Origin of the sequence: Tsukamurella sp. NPDC003166 (genome assembly GCF_040611135.1) — a bacterium.
Classification (GTDB): domain Bacteria; phylum Actinomycetota; class Actinomycetes; order Mycobacteriales; family Mycobacteriaceae; genus Tsukamurella.
Genome location: NZ_JBEXNL010000001.1, coordinates 305,328 through 328,343, shown reverse-complemented (window position 1 = coordinate 328,343; position 23,016 = coordinate 305,328). Strand labels below are relative to the sequence as shown.

The 23,016-nt window shown below is 73.2% G+C and carries 15 protein-coding genes; 4 read left to right on the top strand and 11 right to left on the bottom strand.

The annotated features are described in order from the left end of the window. Nucleotides 1–24: 24 nt before the first annotated feature. The 9 genes from ABZX10_RS01530 to ABZX10_RS01490 are packed head-to-tail and all read right to left on the bottom strand — an operon-like array spanning nt 25 to nt 10,758. A complete protein-coding gene (locus ABZX10_RS01530; protein WP_355533782.1) occupies nt 25–1,791 on the bottom strand; it encodes an ABC transporter ATP-binding protein in 1,767 nt (588 codons plus the stop codon). Beyond that, complete coding sequence (locus ABZX10_RS01525; RefSeq protein WP_355533780.1) at nt 1,788–3,512, bottom strand: ABC transporter ATP-binding protein; 1,725 nt, start codon at nt 3,510–3,512, stop codon at nt 1,788–1,790. The genes ABZX10_RS01530 and ABZX10_RS01525 overlap by 4 nt, the downstream gene beginning before the upstream one ends. Nucleotides 3,513–3,516: 4 nt before the next feature. Beyond that, on the bottom strand, nt 3,517–4,587 hold the full coding sequence (locus ABZX10_RS01520) for a chorismate-binding protein (RefSeq protein ID WP_355533778.1): 1,071 nt from the start codon (nt 4,585–4,587) through the stop codon (nt 3,517–3,519). Continuing rightward, nucleotides 4,584–5,207, bottom strand: a complete 624-nt coding sequence (locus tag ABZX10_RS01515; protein ID WP_355533776.1) for an isochorismatase family protein — start codon at nt 5,205–5,207, stop codon at nt 4,584–4,586. The genes ABZX10_RS01520 and ABZX10_RS01515 overlap by 4 nt, the downstream gene beginning before the upstream one ends. Then, complete coding sequence (locus ABZX10_RS01510; RefSeq protein WP_355533774.1) at nt 5,204–6,859, bottom strand: AMP-binding protein; 1,656 nt, start codon at nt 6,857–6,859, stop codon at nt 5,204–5,206. The genes ABZX10_RS01515 and ABZX10_RS01510 overlap by 4 nt, the downstream gene beginning before the upstream one ends. Then, nucleotides 6,856–7,605, bottom strand: coding sequence for an SDR family oxidoreductase (locus tag ABZX10_RS01505; protein ID WP_355533772.1), 750 nt, complete (start codon nt 7,603–7,605; stop codon nt 6,856–6,858). Before ABZX10_RS01505 ends, ABZX10_RS01510 begins: the two co-directional genes overlap by 4 nt. Then, nucleotides 7,605–8,471 (bottom strand): siderophore-interacting protein, encoded by an 867-nt coding sequence (locus ABZX10_RS01500; protein ID WP_355533770.1) that lies wholly within the window; start codon nt 8,469–8,471, stop codon nt 7,605–7,607. The genes ABZX10_RS01505 and ABZX10_RS01500 overlap by 1 nt, the downstream gene beginning before the upstream one ends. Before the next feature lie 53 nt (nt 8,472–8,524). Beyond that, on the bottom strand, nt 8,525–9,463 hold the full coding sequence (locus ABZX10_RS01495; protein ID WP_355533768.1) for a methionyl-tRNA formyltransferase: 939 nt from the start codon (nt 9,461–9,463) through the stop codon (nt 8,525–8,527). Then, nucleotides 9,463–10,758 carry a SidA/IucD/PvdA family monooxygenase gene (locus ABZX10_RS01490; RefSeq protein WP_355533766.1) on the bottom strand — a complete coding sequence of 432 codons (1,296 nt, stop codon included), beginning with the start codon at nt 10,756–10,758 and terminating at the stop codon, nt 9,463–9,465. Before ABZX10_RS01490 ends, ABZX10_RS01495 begins: the two co-directional genes overlap by 1 nt. 120 nt (nt 10,759–10,878) lie before the next feature. Here ABZX10_RS01490 and ABZX10_RS01485 point away from each other — a divergent pair, with 120 nt between their 5' ends. Continuing rightward, a complete protein-coding gene (locus tag ABZX10_RS01485; RefSeq protein ID WP_355533764.1) occupies nt 10,879–11,907 on the top strand; it encodes an iron-siderophore ABC transporter substrate-binding protein in 1,029 nt (342 codons plus the stop codon). A gap of 5 nt (nt 11,908–11,912) precedes the next feature. Here the strand turns inward: ABZX10_RS01485 and ABZX10_RS01480 are convergent, their stop codons facing one another. Beyond that, the gene (locus tag ABZX10_RS01480; RefSeq protein ID WP_355533762.1) at nt 11,913–12,809 is read right to left on the bottom strand and encodes a siderophore-interacting protein; all 897 of its coding nucleotides are present in this window, start codon (nt 12,807–12,809) and stop codon (nt 11,913–11,915) included. A gap of 21 nt (nt 12,810–12,830) precedes the next feature. Continuing rightward, nucleotides 12,831–13,811 (bottom strand): ABC transporter substrate-binding protein, encoded by a 981-nt coding sequence (locus ABZX10_RS01475; RefSeq protein WP_355533759.1) that lies wholly within the window; start codon nt 13,809–13,811, stop codon nt 12,831–12,833. 99 nt (nt 13,812–13,910) lie between these two features. On the opposite strand from ABZX10_RS01475, the gene ABZX10_RS01470 reads away from it, so the two are divergent. Genes ABZX10_RS01470 through ABZX10_RS01460 form a run of 3 tightly spaced genes read left to right on the top strand, consistent with a single transcriptional unit; the run spans nt 13,911 to nt 23,004 of the window. Then, nucleotides 13,911–14,147 (top strand): phosphopantetheine-binding protein, encoded by a 237-nt coding sequence (locus ABZX10_RS01470; RefSeq protein ID WP_355533757.1) that lies wholly within the window; start codon nt 13,911–13,913, stop codon nt 14,145–14,147. Then, on the top strand, nt 14,144–14,350 hold the full coding sequence (locus ABZX10_RS01465) for an MbtH family protein (RefSeq protein ID WP_355533755.1): 207 nt from the start codon (nt 14,144–14,146) through the stop codon (nt 14,348–14,350). Before ABZX10_RS01470 ends, ABZX10_RS01465 begins: the two co-directional genes overlap by 4 nt. Beyond that, nucleotides 14,347–23,004 (top strand): amino acid adenylation domain-containing protein, encoded by an 8,658-nt coding sequence (locus tag ABZX10_RS01460; RefSeq protein ID WP_355533753.1) that lies wholly within the window; start codon nt 14,347–14,349, stop codon nt 23,002–23,004. Before ABZX10_RS01465 ends, ABZX10_RS01460 begins: the two co-directional genes overlap by 4 nt. The last annotated feature ends 12 nt before the right edge of the window (nt 23,005–23,016 follow it).

Here is a 23,016-nt window from a genome sequence, read left to right as displayed (position 1 = left end):
GCCAGGCGACGGTCCGCCGCCACGTCACCGGTGCCGCGACCAGGCGGCCCAGAGCCGGGCGTACCGTCCGCCCGCGGCGCGCAGGCTCTCGTGCGTGCCCTCCTCGACGACGGCACCGTGCTCCATCACCAGGATCCGGTCGGCCCGCGCCGCCTGGCTCAGACGGTGCGCCACCACCATCGCGGTGCGCCCGGCGAGCGCGGCCTGCGCAGCGTCCTCGAGGACGTCGGCGTCGGCGCTGTCGGCGTCGGCGGTGGCCTCGTCGAGGATCACCACCGGGGGGTCGAGCAGGACGAGTCGGGCGAGGGCCAGCTGCTGCTCGCGCTTCGGGGTCAGTGCGTGCCCGCCCGCCCCGACGACGGTGTCGAGTCCGTCGTCGAGCAGCTCCACCCATTCCCGGGCGCGAACGCGGTCCAGTGCGGCGCGCAGGTCCTCGTCGGTGGCGTCGGGCGCGGCCATCCGCAGGTCCTCCGCGAGGGTCCCGGCGAAGACGTGCACGTCCTGCGTGAGCAGCACGGGCGCGGCGTCCTCGGGGAGCGTCGCGACGTCGGCGCCGCCGATCCGGACCGCGCCGGCGTCGGGCACGTGCACCCCGGCGATGAGCGCGGCGAGCGTCGACTTGCCCGCGCCGGAGGTACCGACGACGGCCACCGTCTCCCCCGGCTCGAGGACGACGCTCACCCCGTCGAGCACGCGGCGCCCGCCGCCGTACCCGAAGGCGACGGCGTCGACCTCCACGCGGGGCCGCCCGTCCGTCCGGTCCACGGCGCCCGACGGTGCCGCCTCCCCGTCCGCCAGTCGGATGACGCCCACGATGCGGGCGAGCGAGGCGCCCGCGGACTGGATGTCGTCCATCACCATGAGCAGCGCGCCGATGGGCCCGAACAGCCGCAGGAACAGCAGCATCGCGGTGGTCACGGCGCCGACGGTCGCGAGCTCGCGGTCGACCAGCACGTAGCCGAGCAGCAGGATCGTGGCCATGCCGACGAACTCGGCGAGGTTGACCCGGCCGAACAGCCGGTTCTGCACGATCCGCGCCCGCATGGTCCAGCGCACGACGCCCCACGACGCGGTGCTCACCCGCAGGCTCGAGCGCTCCATGAGGTCGAAGGCGTGCACCGTTGGCAGGCCGCGGATCGAGCCGAGCATGTGGTGCGCCCGCACGGCCATCGCCGCCCGCTCGGACCGGTAGACCGGGGGCGCGGTGCGCACGTACGTGCGGGCGCCCAGCGCGTACACGGGCAGCACCACGAGCACCACGAGCAGGAACCGCCAGTCGAGCGCGGCGAAGCCGCCGATGGTGACCACGACGGAGAAGCCCGACCGGGCGAGTGCGGGCACACCCCGCGAGATCGCCTGGCTGACGACGCTGACATCGTCGGTGGCGCGGGAGACGAGGTCGCCAGAACCGGCCTCTTCGACACGCGCCTGCGGGAGCCGGAAGGCGGCGCCCACCATGGACTCGCGCAGCCGCGCGAGGGCGGTCTCGAAGAGTTGGGCCGTGAGCGCGATCCCGATGCCGGTGAACGCCGCCGACGCGATGGCCGCGACCACCATGAGGCCGCCGATGCGCAGTACCTCGAGGTACCCGCCGCCGTCGATGGCGATGTCGACCATCGCGCCGAATCCCCAGGGCACGGCGAGGCCGAGGGCGGCGCCCACGAGCAGGACCGCGAACACGACGAGCAGCGGCCCGCGTTTCCCGGCGAGCAGCCCGCGGGCGTAGCGGAAGGTCTCGCGTCCACCGGCGACGGGCAGGGCGCCCGCAGCGGTGTCGGTGGCGATGGTCATGCGCGTACCTCCGGTGCGGCCGTGACGATCTCGCCGTCGCGGCTCAGCGTGAGCACGGTGTCGGCCGCGGCGATGAGCGTCGGCGACTGCGTGAACACCACCGTCGCGAGACCCGCGCGGGCCGGGCCGAGCCGCTCGGCGATGGCGGCCTCGGTGACGGAGTCGACGGCGCTCGTGGGGTCGACGAGTACGAGAGTGCGGGTCTCGGTCGCCAGCGCGCGGGCCAGCGCGACCCGCTGCCGCTGGCCGCCGGACAGCAGCCGGCCGGCCTCACCGACGGGCGTCTCGAGCCCGTTCGGGAGCACCTCGAGGACGTCGTCGCAGGCGGCGGCGAGCAGCGCGGCCGCCACCCGGTCGGGCACCGCGCCGGCGCCCACGTTGTCGGCGACGGTGCCCTCGAACAGGGTGGTGGCGTGCGGCGCGACACGCACGGCACGCAGCGCGGCCGGCTCGTCGAGCCTGTACAGGTCCGTGGTCCCGACGGTGACCGACCGGCCGGGAGCCGGGGCGCCCGTCCGGGCGAGCAGGGTCGTCGCAACGGTCGCGGTCCCGGGGGCGCACACGATCGCGGTGACGCCGACGGGCGGGAGCTCCAGGTCGACGGTGCCTCCGTCCACCGGCAGGCCCGTGATCCGGACGGGCACGGCACCGTCGTGCTCGGCGACGGTGCCGGCGTCCCGGGCGTACGGGGCCTGCAGCACCATGAGGACGCGCTTCGCGGAGGCGTTGCCGGCGACCCAGGCCTTGCCGACGTTGGTGCCCATCGCCTGCAGCGGCGACATCACCACCTGGGTCAGGCCGACGACGGTGATGAGCTGCCCCACGCTGAGGTCACCGTGCACCGCCTGCACCCCGGCGAGCACGCCCACGAGCACGACGAAGACCGCGGCGACGGCCTCCATCGAGCCGACGTAGGCGCCCTCCGAACGGCGGGCGCGGATGACGGCGGACAGGGCGCGGGCGCTCGCCGAGCGGTAACGCCGATCGGCCTCCCTCTCGGCGTGCATGCCCTTGACCACCCGGAGCCCGGCGACGAGGTCGGCCGCGGAGCCCGCCGCCTCGCCCGCCGCCCGCTGCTCGGCCTCGCTCCGGGCGCGCAGCGCGGCACCCGCCTTGTCGAGGCACCACAGCATCGCGGGGGCCCCGAGCAGCACGAGCAGGCCGAGCTGCCAGGAGATCGACAGCAGCACGACGCCGCAGAAGACGATCGCCGCCAGCTCGCCGACCGGATAGAGGCCGAGCGCTACCGACATGGCCAGCCGCTGCACGTCCGAGGTTGCGATGGACAGCAGTACGCCGGGCGGGTGCCCGCCACCCAGTCCCCGCGGGTCGAGGATCCGGTCGGTGACCTGCGTGCGCAGCCGATGCTGCACCGTGTTCATGCCGAGGAAGCCGATCCGTGAGCCGAACCGGAAACTGAAGGACAGGAGGGCGAACAGCACGGCGAGTACCAGGACCCAGCGCACCGTGGAACCCCAGTCGCCGGTCTTGATCGCGCGGTCGATGGCGAGCCCCATCACGACGGGGACGAGCGCCTCGCCCACCTGGTGCCCGACGATGAGCAGCCCCGCGGGGAGCGTGCGCGACGGGCTGCCGAACATGGTGCGCAGCACCAGTGTGCGGGGCGTGGTGTCGTCGTCGACCTCGATCGGCCGGTGGTCCGGCTGCTGCTCGGGCGCCTCGAAGAACACCGGCAGGCGACTGCCGGTCCAATCCGTCATCGGGTCAGCTCCGGGCGGTCTCGGTCACGAGGAAGGGGCCGAGCACGGTGCGCAGCTTGTTGTGCGTCTCGGTGAGCTCGGCCCGCGGGTCGGACGCGCCGACGATACCGCCGCCCGCGTAGGCCCGCAGCGCGGTTCCGGCGACCTCGGCGCAGCGGATGCTCACGCGCCAGTGCCCGTCGCCGCTCGCGTCGGTCCACCCGACGGCGCCGGCGTAGAAGCCCCGCTCGCCCTCGATGTCGGCGATGGCGCGGGCGGCGCTCGCGCGGGGGAAGCCGCACACAGCCGGGGTCGGATGCAGGGCCAGCGCCAGGTCGAGGGCGGTGGTCGAGGGGTCACGCAGCGTCCCGGCGATCCTGGTCCCGAGGTGCCACACGGGCCCGGCCCGGGTCACCGACGGTGCGCCGGGCACGTCCAGCTCGGCGCACAGGGGCGCGAGCGCGGCCGCGATCTCGTCGACGACGTAGGCGTGCTCCTCACGGTCCTTCGGGGAATCCAGCAGGCCCTCGGGCGTCGACGCGGTGCCCGCGAAGGGGTGGCAGTAGACGGTGTCGCCCATCCGCGCGACGAGCACCTCGGGGCTCGAGCCGACCAGCGCACGCCCGCGGAACGCGTCGCCCGCCGCCGCGAGGTCGACGGCGAAGGCATTGCCCTCGAGATCGCGGTCCGCGAGCGCCGCGGCCACGGCGAGCGGATCGAGCGGCTCGGCGGCCTCGAAATCGACCGCGCGCGCGAGGACCACCTTGCGCAGGTCCCCGGGGCCGGTGATGAGCCGGACGGCCCGCTCGACCCGCTCGACGTGCTCGGCGGGCTCGGGGTGCTGCGCGGTCAGCGTCAGCGTCGGCAGTTCCGCGACGGGGCGCACGGACAGGGCACCGAATCGCACGGGCACCGTCAGCGCGGCGGGATCGTGCAGGTCGAAGGGCAGGGCACCGACGACGACGGGGGCGCTACCGTCGCGCAGGGCCGCGGCCGCCGCATGCGGGTCCGGGAACACCGCGCGGACGCCGCTCCCCGCGTGGGACCGCCCCGCGGCGGTCAGCAGGAAGTGCGGATGCTCGCTCTCCTGAGTCATCGCAGTGCCTCCAATACCCGATCCGTGCTCTCCACTCTGCCGCATCGCGTCGACACGTAGGTGAGTGCACGCTCGTGATCCTCCACCGAGAAGTCCGCGACCGCGTCGCGGACCACGTAGGGCTGGACATCGCGCATGAACGCGTCGAGGGCGGTGGTCATGATCCCGATGTGGGCGTAGATCCCTGCGATCACCAGCTGGTCGCGGCCCCAGGCGCGCATCCGCTCGGCGAGATCGGACTTGGCGAAGGCGCTGTAGCGCCACTTCGTGAGCAGTACGTCGTCGTCCGCCGGGGCGAGCTCGGCGATGATGTCCTGGTTCGCGGTCGCCAGCCCGGGCCCCCAGAAGTCGGTGAGCAGCGCCCGCTCCTCGGGGTCCTGGTCGCCCGGCTGCGCGGTGTAGACGACCGGTACTCCCGCGGCGCGGGCCGCGGCGCGCAGGGCCACGATGTTCGGCACGACGGTGCGCAGGGGCTCGGCATCGCGCCGGAACGGGCCGACGAAGTGCTCCTGCATGTCGTGGATGAGCAGCGCGGCGCGGCCGGGTTCGACGGCCCAGTCGACGGTGTCGGCGCACTCGATGCCGGGCAGGTCGTAGACGATGCTCTTGGGCAGGCTCACTGCTGGTCCTCCTGGTCCGCCCTGGAGAGCTGCTCCGCCAGGGTGCGCCGCAGCTCGCGGCGACTGATCTTGCCGACGCCCGTGGTCGGGAACGCGTCGGCGAACTCGATGCGATCGGGCACCTTGTACTCGGCCACGCCCCGGGCGCGGACGAACTTCTTCAATTCGGGAACGGTCGGCCGCGCGCCCGCGGTCAAGACGACGGCGCAGGTCCGCTCGCCGAGGAAGTCATCGGCGATCGCCACGACGGCCGCGTCGATCACGGCGGGGTGCGCGATGAGGTGGTTCTCGACCTCCTCCGCGGCGATCTTCTCGCCGCCGCGGTTGATCTGGTCCTTCGCGCGCCCCTCCACCACGAGGTGCCCGCTCGGCAGCCGCCGGACGACGTCGCCGGTGCGGTAGAAGCCCTCGGCGTCGAAGGACTCGGCGTCGACGCCGCCCAGATAGCCGCGGATCGTGTACGGGCCCCGAGTCCAGAGGAGGCCGGCTTCGCCGGGTGCGACGGGGAGGCCGTCCTCGTCGAGCACCCGCACCTCGTCGTCGGGCGAGATGGCCCGCCCCTGGGTGCCGAGCACGAGGTCCTCGGGATCGTCGGCACGCGTGTAGTTGACCAGGCCCTCTGCCATGCCGAAGACCTGCTGCAGCCGGCAGCCCAGCTCGGGCTCGACGCGGCGCGCGGCCTCGGGGGTGAACTTGGCGCCGCCCACCTGCAACACCTCGAGGGTGGACAGGTCCGCGGTCGCGGTGGGCCGGGCCTGCAACCACAGCATCGCCAGCGGCGGCACGAGGGAGGTCATGGTCACCTTCTCGGCCTCGATCAGCGGAAAGGCCCGCGACGGTGCCGGATCGGTCCCCAGCACGACGGCGCCGCCCGCCCACAGCACTCCGAGGATGCCCGGGCTGCTCATCGGGAAGTTGTGCGCCACGGGCAGGACCACCAGGAACCGGGTACCGGGTCCGAGCCCGCAGATCCTCGCGGACTCCCGGACCGAGTACAGGTAGTCGGCGTGGGTGCGCGGGATCAGCTTCGGCACGCCGGTGGTGCCACCCGAGAGTTGCAGGAAGGCCAGGGATTCCGGTTCGACGGTGACGGGCGTCCCGCTCGCTGCGCTCCCGGCGACAGTGACGGGCGTCCCATCCGCGTTCCCGGCGCCGAAGGGCTCGTCGTCCACCACGAACGCCCGCACGCCGGTCTCCGCAGCGACCTCCGCGGCGAGGCCGCGGTGGTCGAACCGGTTGATCGACGCGGCGGTGACGAGGGCCTTCGCCCCGGACGTCAACACGAAGTGGGTGAGCTCGCTGCGACGATGCGCGGGGAGCGCGAACACGGGGACCGCGCCGATCCGGAAGAGCCCGAACAGGACCGAGACGTACTCGACGGTGTTCGGCAACTGCAGCACGACGCGGTCGCCCGAGCCGATGCCGCGGGCGACCAGCCCCGCCGCGGTGACCGCGGCGGCGGCGTCGAGTTCGCGGTAGGTCAGCCGGACCGGATCACCCGTGCAGTCCTCGCCCACGAGGGCCTCGGCGTCGCCGAACCGTTCCGCGGCCTCCGGCAGGAAGCCGGCGAAGGTGTCGCCGTTCCAGTACCCCGCCGCGCGGTAGCGCTCCGCGAACTCGGGCGGGAAGTACCGGGTCTCGGTGCTGGTCATGCGGTGGCTCCTCCGTCGACGGTGAGTACCTGCGCGGTCACGTGGCGCGCGTCGGGCGAGAGCAGGTACTCGATCGCCCCGGCGATGTCGTCCGCATCGGCGATGCGGCCCAGCGGGATTCCCGGGCGGTGCCGCGACAGGTCGCCGGCGACGGCCGCCTGCGCGGCCGCGGCACCCCCGAACGCGGTCTGCATCGGCGTCGCGGTCGAGCCCGGCGCGACCACGTTGACCCGCACGCCGCTGCCCGCCACCTCGAGTGCCAGGGTCAGGGCGAGGTTGTGCGCCGCGGCCTTCGAGGCGCCGTACACGCCCAGGCCCACGCGCGGGCCGTTGCCGGCGTTGGACCCGACGACGACTGCGGAACCCGTTCCGCGCTCGGCCATCCGGGAGACGACAGCGGTGAGGACGTTCGCAGTGCCGGTGAGGTTCACGCCGAGTGCGACGGCGATGTCGGCGGCGGACGCGTCGAGCACGGGCCCGGCCACGAGGACGCCGGCGCAGTGCGCGAGGGCGTCGACCGGCCCGCCCGCGCGCTCGGCGGCGTCGAGGGCGGCGAGCACGGCGGCGCCGTCGCTGACGTCGACCACGTGGGAGGACGCGGTGCCGCCCGCGGCGGAGACGGCGCGGGCGGTCGCGACCAGGCCGTCGGCGTCACGGTCGGCGAGGGCGACGGGGCCGCGCCGCGCGAGCCGCAGGGCGGTCGCGGCGCCGATCCCCGACGCCGCGCCGGTCACGAATGCGTGCATCAGTGGTCGTCCTCGTCGAAGTCGGCGACGCCGAGCTTCCAGTAGCCCGTGATGTCCTGGTCGTGCTTGGGCAGCTTCCAGGCGTCGGCGACCCAGCGGCGCAGGGGCTTGAGAACCCCGGCCTCGCCGGCCAGCCAGCAGTACCACCGCTCACCGTCGGGCACCTCCTGCGGAAGCTCGGCGACGGCGCGTTCCAGCACGTCGGAGGTGCCGGGCGCGAGCTCGCCGCGGTGCAGCCAGCGGACCTGGAAGCCCGGCGGCGGGTCGAGCGGGATCTCTTCGGAGGCGTCGATCACCTCGATGAGCGCCCAGCCGGCGGCGTCGCGCGGCAGCTCCTCGAGCCAGCGGTCGATGGCCGGCAGCGCGGTGATGTCGCCGGCCAGCAGGTACCTGTCGTAGCGAGCGGGCACGACCACGCCGCCGGGCGGGCCCGCCACGTGGATCCGCGCGCCCGGAGCGACCGCCTCGGCCCAGTCCGAGCCGAGGCCGCCGGGGTGCAGGGCGATGTCGATGTCGAGCTCGCCCGCGGCGGCGTCGTAGCGGCGCACGGTGTATTCGCGGCTGATCGGCCGCGGGTCGCGCGGCCAGTGCAGCATGAGCCCCTCCTTGCGGGGCAGGTTGAGCTCGCCGCTCTCGTCGGGGTAGAGGAACTTGATGTGGTCGTCGGCGGCATGGGTCTGGAAGCCCTCGAGCTCGGGACCGCCGAGGGTCACGCGGATCAGTCCCGCGCCGACCCGTCGGGTGCCGCGGACCTCCAACTCGCGCAGGCCGATCGGATAGGGAACGCGCTCGGCGCCCTCCGTCGCACCGCCGAGTACCTCTCCTATCCGCTCGTGGTGTCGGGCGCGGTGATCCGGTCGTGCCATGTCGGTGGTCCTGTTCGTCGGGCTGGGCTGGGCTGGTGGTCGCGACGGGCGGGTCAGGCGCCGAGGTAAGCGCCGGAGTCGCCGAGGATCTTCGCGGCGGGGTACTCGGCACCATCGGCGGTCCGGACGCGCTCGACGACGAGGGCGGGGTTGCCACCGCGCCAGGCGTCGGGGCCGGCGACGACGGCGATGCCCTCGCCGTCGGGGACGCACACCCGACCGGGCGTGCCGCCGTACCGCTTGGTGGAGACCGAGGCGGCGGTGATCGCCAGTCGCTCACCACGGAAGACGGTGTGCGCGTTCGGATACGGGTCGGACTGCGCGCGGATCAGTCGTTCGATCGCGTCGGCCGGCCAGGACCAGTCGATCGCACTGTCGGCGTCGGAACGCTTGTGGAAGTACGTCGCCGCGGCGGGGTCCTGCGGGATCGGCTGCGCGGTACCGGCTTCCAGCTCGCCGAGGGACCGCGCGACCAGCGGACCGATCAGGTCCACCGTGCGATGGAACAGGTCGACGGTGCGGTCGGCCGGCCCGACGGCGACGGACTCCTGCGCGATGATCGGGCCGGTGTCGAGCCCGTCGTCCATCACGTGCGCGGTGACCCCGACATGGGTCTCGCCGTTGATCAGCGCCCAGATCAGCGGCGAGAAGCCAGCGTAGCGCGGCAGCAACGAGTCGTGGATGTTGAGCGTGCCCAGGCGCGGCATGTCGTAGATCGACTTCGGCAGCCAGGTGCGCCAGTTGTTGGCGACGATGATGTCCGGCTCGGCCGCCGTGACGGCCTCGAACAGGGCGTCGTCCGGCTTCTTCGCGAGGTGCACGGGCACGCCGCGGTCGGTGGCCAGTTGCTCCACCGAGTCGTTCCACATCATCTCGTACGGGTTGTTCGACACGGGGTGGGTCACCGCGAGGGTGACCTCGTGGCCCGCGTCGAGGACGGCGGACAGCGTGCGGTGGCCCCAGGTCTGGAAGCCGAAGGTGACGACGCGCATCATGCTCCCTTCGCGACGGTGGTGAGAACGGTGTCGGCGACGATCCCGTCGAGGATCTCGCCGGCCCGGACGGCGACGTTCGACAGCAGCGTCGACCCGAGGCCGTGGGTGGATTCGGTGGCGCCCTGCACGTACAGGCCGTCGAGCGCCTCGCCGTCGAGGGTGAGGCGGTAGTCCCGGCCGACGCCCAGCCGCTCGGGCGCGACGTCCCATCCGGCGAGCACGTCGGAGACGCCGATCGAGCGGAAACCGGTGGCGCACACCACGGCGGAGTAGTCCTGGCCGCTGGTCGCGTCGGCGATGCGATCACGCAAGGTAACCCGCACGCCCGTCTCGAACGTTACCGCCGAGGTCACGACCGTGGCGGGACGCATCACCAGGCGGCGATGGCCGGACACCTTCTCCTGGTACTCGACGGCGTAGAGCTCGTTGATCAGCTCGAGGTCCACGCAGCCGTAATTGGTGGTGGCGTGCCGCGTCATCAGCTCGCTGCGCACCTCGGCGGGAGCATCGTAGAAGTCGTCGACAGCGGCGGGATCGAAGACCTTGTTGGCGTACGGGCTGTCATCAGCGGGCTGGAAGCCGTAGGAGTTGAAGACGCTCTCCACCACTGCGGCCGGATAGCTGCGATGCACGTACTGCGCGACCTCGGCCGCACTCTGCCCGCCGCCGACGACCAGGAAGCGGTGCGGCGCCGCAGGATCCAGATCCGCCGCCGCGAGGTGCTCGAGCAGCCGGTGGTTGTGGAAGAGCCGGGATCCGGGCTCCGCCCACTCGGGAAGCCGCTCCCGCAGCCCCGTCGCCACGACGACGGAGCGGGCGCGCAGTTCGCCCGCACCGTCCGGGCCGGCGTACCGGACGAGCCACCGCGCACCGTCGCCGGCGATGCCGTCGAGCCGCTCGACGGAGGTGACCGTGGTGCCGTACTCGATGCGCGCGGCGACGGTCTCGGCCACCCAGGAGAGGTAGTCGGTGAATTCGACCCTGGTCGGGAAGAAGGTCTGGTGATTGATGAAGTCCACGAGCCGACCGCGCGCCTCGAGGTAGCTCAGGAAGGTGAACGGGCTCCGCGGATTGCGCAGGGTCACAAGGTCCTTGAGGAACGCGATCTGCATGGTCGCACCGTCGAGCAGCATGCCGGGATGCCAGGCGAAGGACGACTTGCGCTCGAGCACGGTCATCGAGATCGGGGGCAGGCCGGTGCGGTTGCGCTCGTCGACGGCGGCGGCCAGGCCCAGGTTGGACGGGCCCGCTCCGATCCCGATCACGTCGACGATCGCGTGCTGCTGTGCCATGTGTCTCCCTCGTGCCGACCAACTTAGATAGGATAGGCATACCTGAAATGCGGTACGGTTCGCCAGTCGATCCATCCGCTGTGTCCAGTGCCACAGCCCCGGCGAACCAGGAGAGAAACCGTGTTCTTCCGACCCCGACTCGCGCGATCGGCGCTGGTCATCACCACAGCCGCAGCACTTCTCGCGGGCACCGCGGCGTGCGGCTCCACACCCGGCGGCGAGGACCACGCGCAGCACGACGCCGGCTTCCCCGTGAGCATCACCAGCCCCCTCGGCACGGCCGAGATCGCGCGGCGGCCTCAGCGCGTCGTGACCCTCGGGTGGGGCAGCACCGAGGCCGCGATCGCGCTCGGCGTCACACCGGTGGGCATGCGCGACATGAAGTCCGACTCGGGCACCGTCGATGGGATCCTGCCCTGGGTCAAGGACCGGCTGGGCGACGCGAAACCGGTTCTGCTGCAGGAGACCAGCAAGGCGGTCCCGATCGAGGAGATCGCCGCGCTCAAGCCGGATGTGATCCTGTCGGTGCAGTCCGGACTCACCGCGGACCAGTACGCGCAGCTGAGCCGGATCGCCCCCACGGTGGCGCCGCCGGGCCGCGCCTGGCAGACCTCGTGGCAGGATCAGACCACGATCGTCGGCAAGGCGCTGGGTCGCGACACCGAGGCGAAGCAGCTGGTCACCGACACCGAGCGACGCATCGGCGAGGCGAAGACGGCGCACCCGGAGTTCGCGGGGAAGACGGTCGCGGCGGCCAGCGCCACCACCACCGACAGCCTGAACCTGTACTTCGACACCGATCCGCGCGTGCAGTTGCTGCAGGGTCTCGGCTTCACCCCGCTGCCGGGTCTGGCGAAGCTCCGCGAGGAGTCGCCGGCCGGCAAGTTCGCGGTGCCGGTCAGCTGGGAGAAGGTCTCGCAGTACAACGCGGACGTCCTCACGGCGTGGTACCTCGCGCCCGAGACGCAGCGGGCGGTCGAGGCCAACCCGGTGTTCGCGAGCCTCTCCGCGGTGCAGCTCAAATCCTATGTGCCGCTGACCGATCCGCCACTGGTTTTCGCCGTGAGCTCGCCGAACGCGTTGAACATGCCGTGGCTGCTCGAGCGCTACACACCGCTGCTCAAGGCCGCCGCCGACTCCGTTCGCTGACACGGCTACAACCCAGCGGCCTCGAGGGCCTGTTCGTAGAGATCCGTCGCCTCGTCGCGGGAGAGCCCCGCGGCGAGGGCGTCGGCGAACACGCTGCGGAGCCTGTCCTCGCCCGCGGCCTCGAAGCGTTTCGTCCACTCCTCGGCGTCGAACCGCCAGTAGCCGACGACATCGGCGCGGTCCCGCGCCCACCCCAGCCCGCGCACGTGCTTCTTGGCGGCGCGGGTGTCCGCCGCCTCGCCCGCGAGCCAGAGGTAGGCGTCGGTGGGCAGGTCGACGGTGCGCAGCAGCTCCGGCAGGCGGCTGGGCGCGGCGCCGTTGCCGGTCCCGATCGCCTCGATGATCTCGGTCCCCGGGCGGTGGGGCAGGTAGTCGATCTCGCTGCGGTCCAGCACCTCCGCGATCACGGTGACCTCGATGCCCGCCGCAGTACCCTCCAGGATCCGGGCGAGCGCCGGCAGCGCCGCCAGGTCGCCCGCGAGCACGTGCCGGACGGCGTCCGCGGGCGGCTCGTACCAGGAGCGCGGCCCGGCGGCGAGGAGCCGCCAACCGGGCTGCGCCGCCCGGAACCAGTCGATGGCGGGGCCGTGGCAGTGTTCGGCCACGTCCACGACCATCCGCCGGGTGTCGGGGTCGTAGCTGCGCACGGTGTAGTTGCGGTGACCGAGGCTGCGGGCCTCGTCGTCGATCTCCCAGCCGCCCAGCGCCTTCGGATCGTCCGACGGTACGGCCCGCAGCTCGGCGCCGTCCGGCGAGAAGTAGAACGCGATGGCCTCGTCCCCGGGGACGATGGGCGTGTAGCCCTCGCCCGATCCCCCGCCGACCTCGAACTCGAGGCGCAGGAGGTTCCGGGCGACCTGCGAGACACCGGTCGTGGTGAGGACGAAATCGTTCCACGTCACGCTTGCACTCCGTTCTGCTTCCTACTTCTTGTGGAAGGTCTTCTCCACCACGTCCAGCGTGTCCATCGCCCGGTCGAAATCGGGGCGCTGCACCCAGTACGGCAGGTCGTACGCGTGGTTCGCGGCGAAGGCGGGCAGCGCGGCGTACACCGGCTCGCTGCGCAGCTTGGCCACGTCGAACGTGTCGCGGTTGAAGCCGATGATGAAGACCGTCGGCTGGGTGATCACCGAGGGCAGCAGCTCGCTGCTGAGTTCGAAGGAGTCGCCGCCGGCCTGGTAGGGCTTGTACTTTCCGCTCGCGAACAGCGGGTCGGTCGTGAAGCCCAGGCGGGCGAACTCAGCGGGCAGGCCGCGGTTCTCGATGAGCACGAAGGGCCGCTTGTCCGCGGTCATCGACAGGAACGAGACCGGGTTCGGCGGCAGTGTGATGTTGCCCTTCACCTGCTCGATACGGGCGTCGTAGCGCTTCACGGCGTCCGTGTAGACGCCCGGCTCGCCGAAGGAGTCCGCGATCCACTTGAACTGCTTCTGCCAGGTGTCGAGCTTGTTGTCCACGAGCACCGTGGGCGCGATCTTGCTCAGCTTGTCATAGCTGTCGCTGGCCTGTTTGAACGGGAAGGCGAGGCCGCCCGCGAGGATCAGGTCCGGCTTCTGCGCGGTGATCGCCTCGATGTCGAAGCCCGTCGAGGGCCAGGGCAGGAACGTGGTTCCGGCCTTGTCGAAGTCCGCCTTCCACGCGTCGCGGGGAACGCTGGTCTTGTCGGTCGCCTCCGGCGTCATCGCGACGATCGGCAGGCCGAGGTCGAAGGCGTAGCCCGCCAGCGAGTAGTTCAGCAGCACCACGCGCTTGGGGGCAGCGGGCACGGTGACGTCACCCTTGACGGTGCTGATCGTGCGGGTCGCGGTGTCCGCCGGCGCGTCCTTCGCGCCGGAGTCGCCACAGCCTGCGACCAACGCGACCGCACACGCGACGGCGGCGAGGGTACGGAACTGTCTCTTCACGGGGGACCTTTCTTCGAGGATGTCCGTAGGTCAGGGTAGACTAACCTAGTTTTGGATAGGCATGCACTACCCTTCGCCGACCTTCAGGAGTACGCACTCATGACCGCCCCCACCCTCACCGCCGCGCAGGTCCGCGCCGACGTCGCCGAGCTGCTGCAGAGCGACCCGTCGTCGATCACGCTCGACGACAACCTGTTCGACCTGGGCCTGGATTCGGTGCGGGTGATGACGCTCATCGAGCGCTGGCGCACCGCCGGCGCCGCGGTCGAGTTCCCCGACCTCGCCGAGCAGCCGGAGCTGGGCCACTGGCACGCGCTGCTGGGGCTGGCCGAGTGAATCCGTTCGACGAAACCGACGGCGCCTTCCTCGTGCTGGTCAACCACGAGGACCAACGCTCGCTGTGGCCCGCGTTCGCCGAGGTGCCGGACGGCTGGCGGCCGGTGTTCGGGCCGGCCGCCCGCACCGAATGCCTCGCCCACGTCGAGACGACGTGGACCGACCTGCGCCCGCTCTCACTCCAGGAGGCTCTGCGCCCGTGACCCGTGCCGATCTCGACGCTCCCCACGATGCGGGCCGGGCGGAAACCGACTCCCCCGAGGCGCTGCTCCCGCTCACCGCGGCGCAGCTGGGGATCTGGAACGCCCAACGCCTGGAACCGGATTCGCCCTTCTACGTGGTGGGCGACGTGATCGAGATCGGCGGGGGCTCCGCGATCGACACCGCCGCGCTGCGCCGGGCGATCGCCGACACCGTCGACGAGGCGGACAGCCTCCGAGTGCGGGTCCGCGAGACCGCCGACGGTCCGCGGCAGTGGATCTCGACGGAGCCGACGCCCCTCCCCGAGGTCCTGGACCTGCGCGGGGAGAGCGATCCGCACGCCGCTGCGGAGGCCGCCGTCCTCGCGGAGCGCACGCGGATCGCGGCGCAGTGCCGCGCGATGACCGACCGGCCGCTGTTCGCGCACCGCGTGCTCGTCCTCGCCGACGGCGAGGTCTGGTACACCCAGCTCGGCCATCACCTGGTCTTCGACGGCTACTCCGCGGCCATGCTCTCGCGCCGCGTGGCCGCGCGGTACACCGCCGCCGTCGATGGAACCGCACTGCGGCCCAGTCCGTTCGGCAGTTTCGCCGAGCTGATCGCCGACGACGCGCAGTACCGCGCGGGTGAGCAGCACGACGCCGACCGGGCCTACTGGCGGGACCGGTTCACGCCGCTCCCGGACATCCCGCCGCGCAGCGAGGTCGACGGTGCCGCGGCCGGCACCCTCAGCGCGCGCGGCATCGTCGACGCCGCGGTCCGCGAGCGCCTCGCCGCGGTGGCCGGCGAGTCCGGGACCACCTGGGGCGAGGCGATGATCGCCTGCTACGCGGCGTTCCTGCAGCGCAGCACCGGCGTCTCCGACGTGGTCTTCGCACTCCCCCTCATGTGCCGCACGGGCTCCGTCGCGCTGCGCACCCCGGCGATGGCGGTCAACGTGCTGCCCCTGCGGGTGCGCGTCGACGCCGGCGACACGCTGCCGGAGCTCAGCGCCCGCGTCGCGGAGGCCATGCGCGAGATGCGCACACACCAGCGCTACCGCGGCGAGGACCTCCCCCGCGACCTCGGCGCACCCGGGGCCGGCGCGATCCTGCACGGCCGCGGCATCAACCTCAAGGCCTTCGACCTCACCCTCACGTTCGGCGGGGCGTCCGGCGTCATGCGCAATGTCGCCGGCGGGCCGCCGGAGGACTACGGACTCAGCGTCATTCCCACCGGCGACGCCGGGAGCGGGCCGGATCAGGGGGGCGCGGGCGGTCTCCTGCTCGGCTTCGAGGTGGATTCCCGCGCAGCCGACCAGGACCGCGTCGACCGCCGTATGGCCGCGATGCTGGCCCTGATCGAGGGACTCACCGCGGAGCACCGCCCGGCGGTGGGGCAGGTCCCGCTCCGCGGCGCCGCAGAGTCCGCGGCCCTGCTGCAGGCCTGGCACACGCCCGACGACGCGCCGTTGCCGTCCGCGATCGACGCGCTCGCGGCGCTCGACCCGTCGGCCCCGGCCCTCGTCGCGGGCACGGAACGCCTCACGGCCGGCGACCTCACCGCCCGCGTGCACCGTCTCGCGCGACTCCTGCGTGCCCGTGGGGTCGGCGCCGACGACGTGGTCGCGATCGCGCTCCCCCGTTCCGCCGACCTGATCGTCGCGCTACTCGCGGTCCTCGACGCGGGTGCCGCCTACGTGTGCCTCGACCTCGCCCACCCCGACGCGCGACTGCGCGACCTGATGGCCGACGCCCGACCCGCCCTCATCCTCACCGATACCGCACACGCGGGCGAACCGTGGCGCGGCGCCGTCCCGGTCGTCGACCTCGACGGGGCCGTCGCGGAGCTGTCCGGCCACTCGGCAGAACCTCTTGCACCCCACGAACTCTCATCGCCCCGCCACCCGGATCATCTGGCGTACGTCATCTACACCTCCGGCTCGACGGGCCGCCCCAAGGGCGTGCTCGGCCGGGTCGGCGGCCTCGCGAGCCTGCTGCGGCACCACCGTCGCACGCTGCAGCCCCACGCCGCCCGGCAGGAACGGTTGCGGACCGCGCACACGGAGTCCCCTCCTCCCGCCCAGGGCATCGCCCGGCAGGGGCGGTTGCGGACCGCGCACACCTACTCCTTCTCCTTCGACGCCTCTCTCGACCAACTGCTGTGGTTGCTCGACGGGCACGAGCTGCACCTCTACGACACCGGCATCAGTCGTGATGCCGAGGCGCTCGCGGCGGCGTACGCCGCCGACCGCATCGACGTCGTGGACACCACCCCGTCGATGGTCCAGCCGTTGCTCGACGCCGGGCTGCTGACCTCCGCGCACCCGCCGGCGCTGCTGCTCCTCGGCGGCGAGGCGACCCCGCCGGCGCTGTGGCGCACCGTCGCAGCGAGCGGGGTCCCTGCGCTGAACCTGTACGGCCCCACCGAGGCCGCCGTCGACGCGACCGTCGCGCCGATCACCGGGGCCGCACCGACCATCGGACGAGCCGTTGCCGGCACCACCGCGATGGTGCTCGACGGTGCTCTCGAGCCGGTGCCGGAGGGCGAGACCGGCGAACTGTACCTCGCGGGTCCGCACCTGGCCCGCGGCTATCTCGGTATGCCGGGCACGACGGCCGAGCGGTTCGTCGCGAACCCCCACGGCGCACCCGGGTCCCGCATGTACCGGACCGGCGATCGAGTGCGCTGGAGCGCTGCCCGGGGCCTCGAGTTCCTCGGCCGCAGCGACGACCAGGTCAAGATCCGGGGATACCGGATCGAGCTCGGCGAGGCGGAGACCGCCCTGGCGGAGGTCCCCGGCGTGACCGCGGCCGCCGTGATCGTACGGACCGACGGCGGTCGCCCCCGCCTGGTCGGCTACGTGACGGGCGCCGTCGACGCGGACGCGGTGCGCGCCGACCTCGCGGACCGGCTGCCGGAACACCTCGTACCCAGCGCGGTCGTCGTGCTCGACGAGTTGCCCGTCACCATCAACGGCAAGCTCGACCGCGCCGCGCTGCCCGCGCCGCAGCTGCGCTCCGAGGGCCGCGCCCCGCGCACCGACGCGGAGCGCACCATGGTCGCAGTGGTCGCGGCGGCCTTCGGCCTCGAATCGGTGTCGATCGACGACGACCTGTTCTCGATCGGCGGCGACAGCATCTCCGCGATCACCGTGAGCAGCGCGCTCCGCGCCGAGGGCCTCGAGATCCGTCCGCGGGAGTTCCTGTCGGGCAGGACCTTCGCCGCGCTCGCGGCCGCGGCGCAGGGAACCGCCGACGCCGTGGCCGCGCCGCCCGACGAGCCGCTCGGCGAGGTCCCGCCGACGCCGATCGTGCGGTCGCTCCTCGCGGCCGCCGCCGACCTCGATGTCATCGCGGGCTACGCGCAGTGGACCGCGCTGCGCGTCCCCGCAGCCCTGTCCGAGGCCGCCCTCGCGGCGGCCTTCGACGAGGCGTTGCGCGCCCACGACGCCCTGCGGCTCCAGGTCGGCGACGACGGCGTGCTCGTCGTGCCGCCCGCACCCTCCTCGGACTCGAAGGGGACCCCGGTGGTCAGCGTGTCCGACGGTGCCGCCGACCCCCGGTCCGTCGCGGAGCGCCTCGGCGCCCGGCTCGACCCGCGGGCGGGCCGGATGCTGGTCGCCGAGCTCGTCCGGACCGGCAGCGACGAGGACCGCCTCGTGATCGTCGCGCACCATCTCGTCGTGGACGGGGTCTCGTGGCGGATCCTGGTGCCCGACCTTGAGGCCGCCTACGCGGGGGCTGCGATCGCGCCCGCGGCCACCAGCTGGCGCAGCCATGCGCTGGCCCTGGCCGGTACCCCGCCGCGCCCCGCAGAGACCGCGCTGTGGGAGGCCGCGGACGCCGCGGTGCTCCGGATCGCGGACCGTCGACTCGACCCGCGCGTCGACACCGTGGCGACGGCGCGGATCACGCACACCGAGACGGCGGCCGTCACGACGGCGCTGCTCGACGACCTGGCCGCGGCGTTCCGCGCGGGCGTCGACGACGTCCTGCTCGCCGCGCTCGCACTCACCATCGCCGCGTGGTCGCACGGGGCGCGCGGTGCCGTTCCCGCGGCCGCGACCGTGACGGTCGAGGGCCACGGCCGCGAACCGCTCACGCCCGGTGCGGATCTGGCGCGTACCATCGGCTGGTTCACCACCGAGTTCCCGCTACGGCTCCCTCTCGACGCGGTCGCGGGCGGCGATCCGTCCGCAGGCGGACTCGCCGACGCGCTGCGCGGAGGATCCGCTGCGGGGCGGCTGCTGCGGGCGGTCAAGGAGTCCAAGCGCGCGGTTCCCGACGGCGGCATCGGCTACGGCCTGCTCCCCGACGACGGAGCCGTGCCGGGCGACGGACCGGGCGGCGCGCAGCAATCCGCACCCGACATCGTGCTGAACTACCTGGGCCGCTTCGCGGACACGCCCCACGCCGGCTGGCGACTCCCCGAGGAGGAGCCCTTCGGTCTGCTCGACCCGCCCGCCAAGGCGCTCGAGCAGGTACTGGCGATCAACTGCTTCCGCGTGGGCGACGGCCTGCGCACGGAGTGGACGGCGGCGTCCCGCGCGGTGCCCGAGCGCACCGTCGAGCAGCTGCAGGAGCTCTGGGCCCGGTCCCTCGACGCGCTCGCTGCGTACGCGCGGTCGCTCGGCGGGCGCCGGGGCGCTCTCACGCCGTCCGATGTTCCACTGGTGCGAGTCCCGCAGACGGAGCTGGACGTGCTGCAGGGCGATCGTGCGATCGTCGACGTCCTGCCTGCGACACCGTTGCAGGTGGGGCTGGCGTACCAGACGATGCTCGCCGCCGACGGCGACGCCGACGCCTACGTGGTGCAGGCGGCGACGCACCTGTCGGGCACCGTCGACCCGGATCGGATGCGGCGGGCCGCGGAGGAGCTGCTGCGCCGCACGCCCGCGCTGCGCGCGTACCTGGCCCACGTCGAGGCCGCGGACACCGACGACCGGGTCGTGCAGGTGATCCCCGCGGAGCCGGCGCCGGTGTTCCGGTTCGTCGACCTGCGCTCCGCGCCCGACCGTTTCGAGGCCGAGGCGCTCGCCGAACGCACCCGCCCCTTCGATCCCACCGAGCCGCCGCTGATCCGATTCCTGCTGTGCCACACCGGGGACGACACCCACCGGTTGGCGATCACCAACCACCACAGCCTGCTCGACGGCTGGTCCATGCCGATCGTCGGCCGCACGCTGCTCGCGCTCTACGCGGAACTGGGCGGCGGCCCCGTCGCCCCGGCCGCGGAACCGCTGGGCGAGTACTTCCGATGGCTCGCGGACCGCGACGACGAGGAGACGCGGGCCGCGTGGCGCGGTGAACTGGCCGGTCTGGACGCGGGGACGCACCTGGTGCCCGCCCGGCCGGCGGGCCCGGCGCAGGCCGCAGAGCGCGTGTACGCCGACCTCGGTACCGATCTCACGCGGCGCGTCGAGGCCCTGGCCCGCGCGCAGGGCGCGACACTGACCTCGGTGCTGCACACGGCCTGGGGCGTACTGCTCGGGCGGCTCACCGGCCGCCGGGACGTGACCTTCGGCTGTCCGGTGTCCGGCCGCCCGCCGGAGGTCGACGGTGTCGGCCGCATGGTCGGGCAGCTCGGCAACACCATCGTGGTGCGCGTGGGCTTCACACCGGCGACCCCGGCCGCGACCGTCATCGCGGACGTGCACGCCCGCTCGCTCGCCGTCGCCGACCACCACCACGCGGGTCTCACCGAGATCACGCGGCTGGCCGGCGTGGGCGAGCTGTTCGACACGATGGTGGTGACCGAGAACTTCCCGATGTCGGACCGGCACACCGAATCGATCACGGCGGACCTGGATCTCACGGGCGTCGACATCGCCGACGCCACCCACTACCCGCTCACGCTGATCGTGCTGCCGGGTGAGACGATCCGCATCGGCTTCGGCTACCGGCCGGAGCTGCTCGACGAATCCGTGGTGCGCGGCTACGCGCGGTGGCTGACGCGGCTGCTCGAGTCCCTGGTCGCGGCGCCGGATCTCCCGGTGGGCCGCCTGCGGCACCTGCCCGGCGACGAGGAGCGGCGGGTCCTGGACCTGGGGCGCGTGCCCTCGTCCCACCGCCGCGGGCCGATCCTCGACGAACTCGCCGCCCGCACCGCGGAGACGCCCGACGCCGAGGCGCTCGTGTGCCGCGACCGGAGCCTGACCTTCGCGGAGCTCCGCGGCGCGGTGAACACCGCTGCGCGGGAACTGATCCGGCGCGGCGTGGCGCCGCAGGACACCGTCGCCGTGTTCGCCGAGCGCGATGTGGAGATGACGATCGCGCTCCTCGCGATCCTCACCGCGGGCGCCGTGTACCTGCCGCTCGACCCCGCGCATCCGGCGGATCGCCTGCAGTACATTCTCGACGACGCCGCGCCCGCACTGGTGGTGACGACCGGCTCCGTGGAGATCCCCGCGGAGCTCGCGGCGGAGCCCCCCGTCTGGCACCTGGCGTACGAGGAGGGCACCGTCGACCCCGGAGACCCGGCGGAGGCGCGCTCGCGCCTGACCCCGGACGCGCTGGCGTACGTGATCTACACGTCCGGCACGACGGGGCGGCCGAAGGGCGTCGCGGTCCCGCTGCGCGGTCTGCCGGACCTGATCTCGTTGCAGGAGGAGGTCGTCGGGATGCGGCGCGGCGAGCGTTACCTGCAGTTCGCGTCGACCGGCTTCGACGTCGCGGTGTGGCAGATGCTCGGGCCACTGCTCTCCGGCGGCACGTCGGTCATCGCACCGGACGAGGTGCGGCTGCCGGGCGACGAGTTGCTGGACTACATCGCCGAGCACCGCGTGACCGGCGTCAACCTGCTGCCGTCGTTCCTCGCGGCGATGCCGGACGACCGCGCCGTGCCCGACGACGTGTTCTTCGTGGTCGGCGCCGAGCGGCTCGACCCGGCGCTCGCGCGGCGGTGGGGCGAGGGCCGCAAGGCCCTGTTCAACGCGTACGGGCCGACCGAGGTCACCGTCAACGCGGTGACCTGGCGCTACGACCCGTCCGATCCCGGCCCCCTGCCGATCGGCCGCCCGGATCCGGACGTGGACGCGTACGTCCTCGACGACGCCCTCCTCCCCGTGGGCGTCGGCGTCGTCGGCGAGCTGTACCTCGCCGGCACCTCGGTGGCCCGCGGCTACCTGGGCCGGCCCGACCTGACGGCGGCGGCGTTCACGGCGAACCCGTTCGGGCCGAGCGGCTCCCGGATGTACCGCACCGGCGACCGGGTGTGCTGGCGCGAGGACGGGAACCTGGTGTTCCTCGGCCGCGGCGACCACCAGGTGAAGATCCGCGGCCTACGGGTGGAGCTGGGCGAGATCGAGACCGTTCTCGCGCAGCAGGACTCGGTGCGCGCCGCCGCGGTCCTGGTCCGCGATGACGACGCCACCGGGAAACAGCGGTTGGTCGCGTACCTGGTGCCGTCCGACGGTGCCGTCCCCGACGCGGACGCGATCCGCGCGGCCGCGGCGCAGCGCCTGCCGGACCACATGGTGCCCACCGCGTACGTCGTGCTGGAGCGGTTCCCCCTGGGCGCCACCGGCAAACTCGATCGCGACGCCCTGCCCGCGCCCGCGGCCGCCTCGGCAGGCGAGGACCGGGCACCGTCGACGGACGCGGAACGGGCACTGCTGCCGATCTTCCGGGACCTCCTGGGCGACGACACCGGTACGGACGACGACTTCACCGACCGCGGCGGTGATTCTCTGCTGTCGCTGCAGGTGGTCTCGCGGGCGCGGCGCCGTGGCTGGACGCTGAGCCCACGGGACTTCCTCGAGGGCCGGACGGTGGCGGGCATCGCCCGGCGTGCCGTGCCCGCGGCGCGCGAGACCGGTGTCGAGGTCACGGATTTCGAGGACCTCCTGGCCGTGCTGCGGCTCGTCGACGGCGAGGCGCCGGGCGTCTTCGTCGGGCGGCACCCCGCGAAGGTCGGCGTGCACACCTTCGGCGGGCAGATCCTGGCGCAGGCGATCGTCGCCGCGGGGCGCACCGTCGACGGGCTGCCCCTGCACGCGGCGCACACGCATTTCGTGGAACTGGGTTCCGTGACCGAGGACCTCGTCTACCGGGTGCTGGCGCTGCGTGACGTCCCGTCGGCGGCGAACCGGCAGGTCACCGTCGAACAGGACGGCCGGATCGTCGCGGTCATGACGCTCGCGTACCAGGCCGACGCCCCGGATCCCCTGACGCACGCCGACCCCGCGCCACGGGTCGCGCCCCCCGAGTCGCTGCCTCGGATCCAGGAGTCCTTCGCGGGGCGCGAGCGCGAGCTGCGCGCCCTCGTGGAGGCCTCGCACCCGATCGACATGCGGTTCGCGTCGGATCCCGCGTGGGTGCGCCGGGAGACGGGGGCCGGCGAGGGCGGCAACCGCGTATGGATGCGGGCCGACGGCGCGCTCCCCGACGATCAGGTGCTCCACGACGCCGCACTGGCGTGGGCCTCGGACATCACGGTGCAGGACCCGATCGTGATGCGGCACGGCCTGTCCTGGGGCTACGACCGGGTGGCGGCGGCCACGCTGAACCAGTCGCTGTGGTTCCACCGACCGGTGCGGTTCGACGCCTTCCACCTGTTCGCCACGGACTCGCCGGTGGCGCGCCGCGGGCGCGGACTCTCGACCGGGCACTTCTACACCCGGTCCGGGGAACTGGTGGCGACGGTGACGCAGCAGGCAGCGGTGCGGGTCGATTGATGTTCCCGCGCC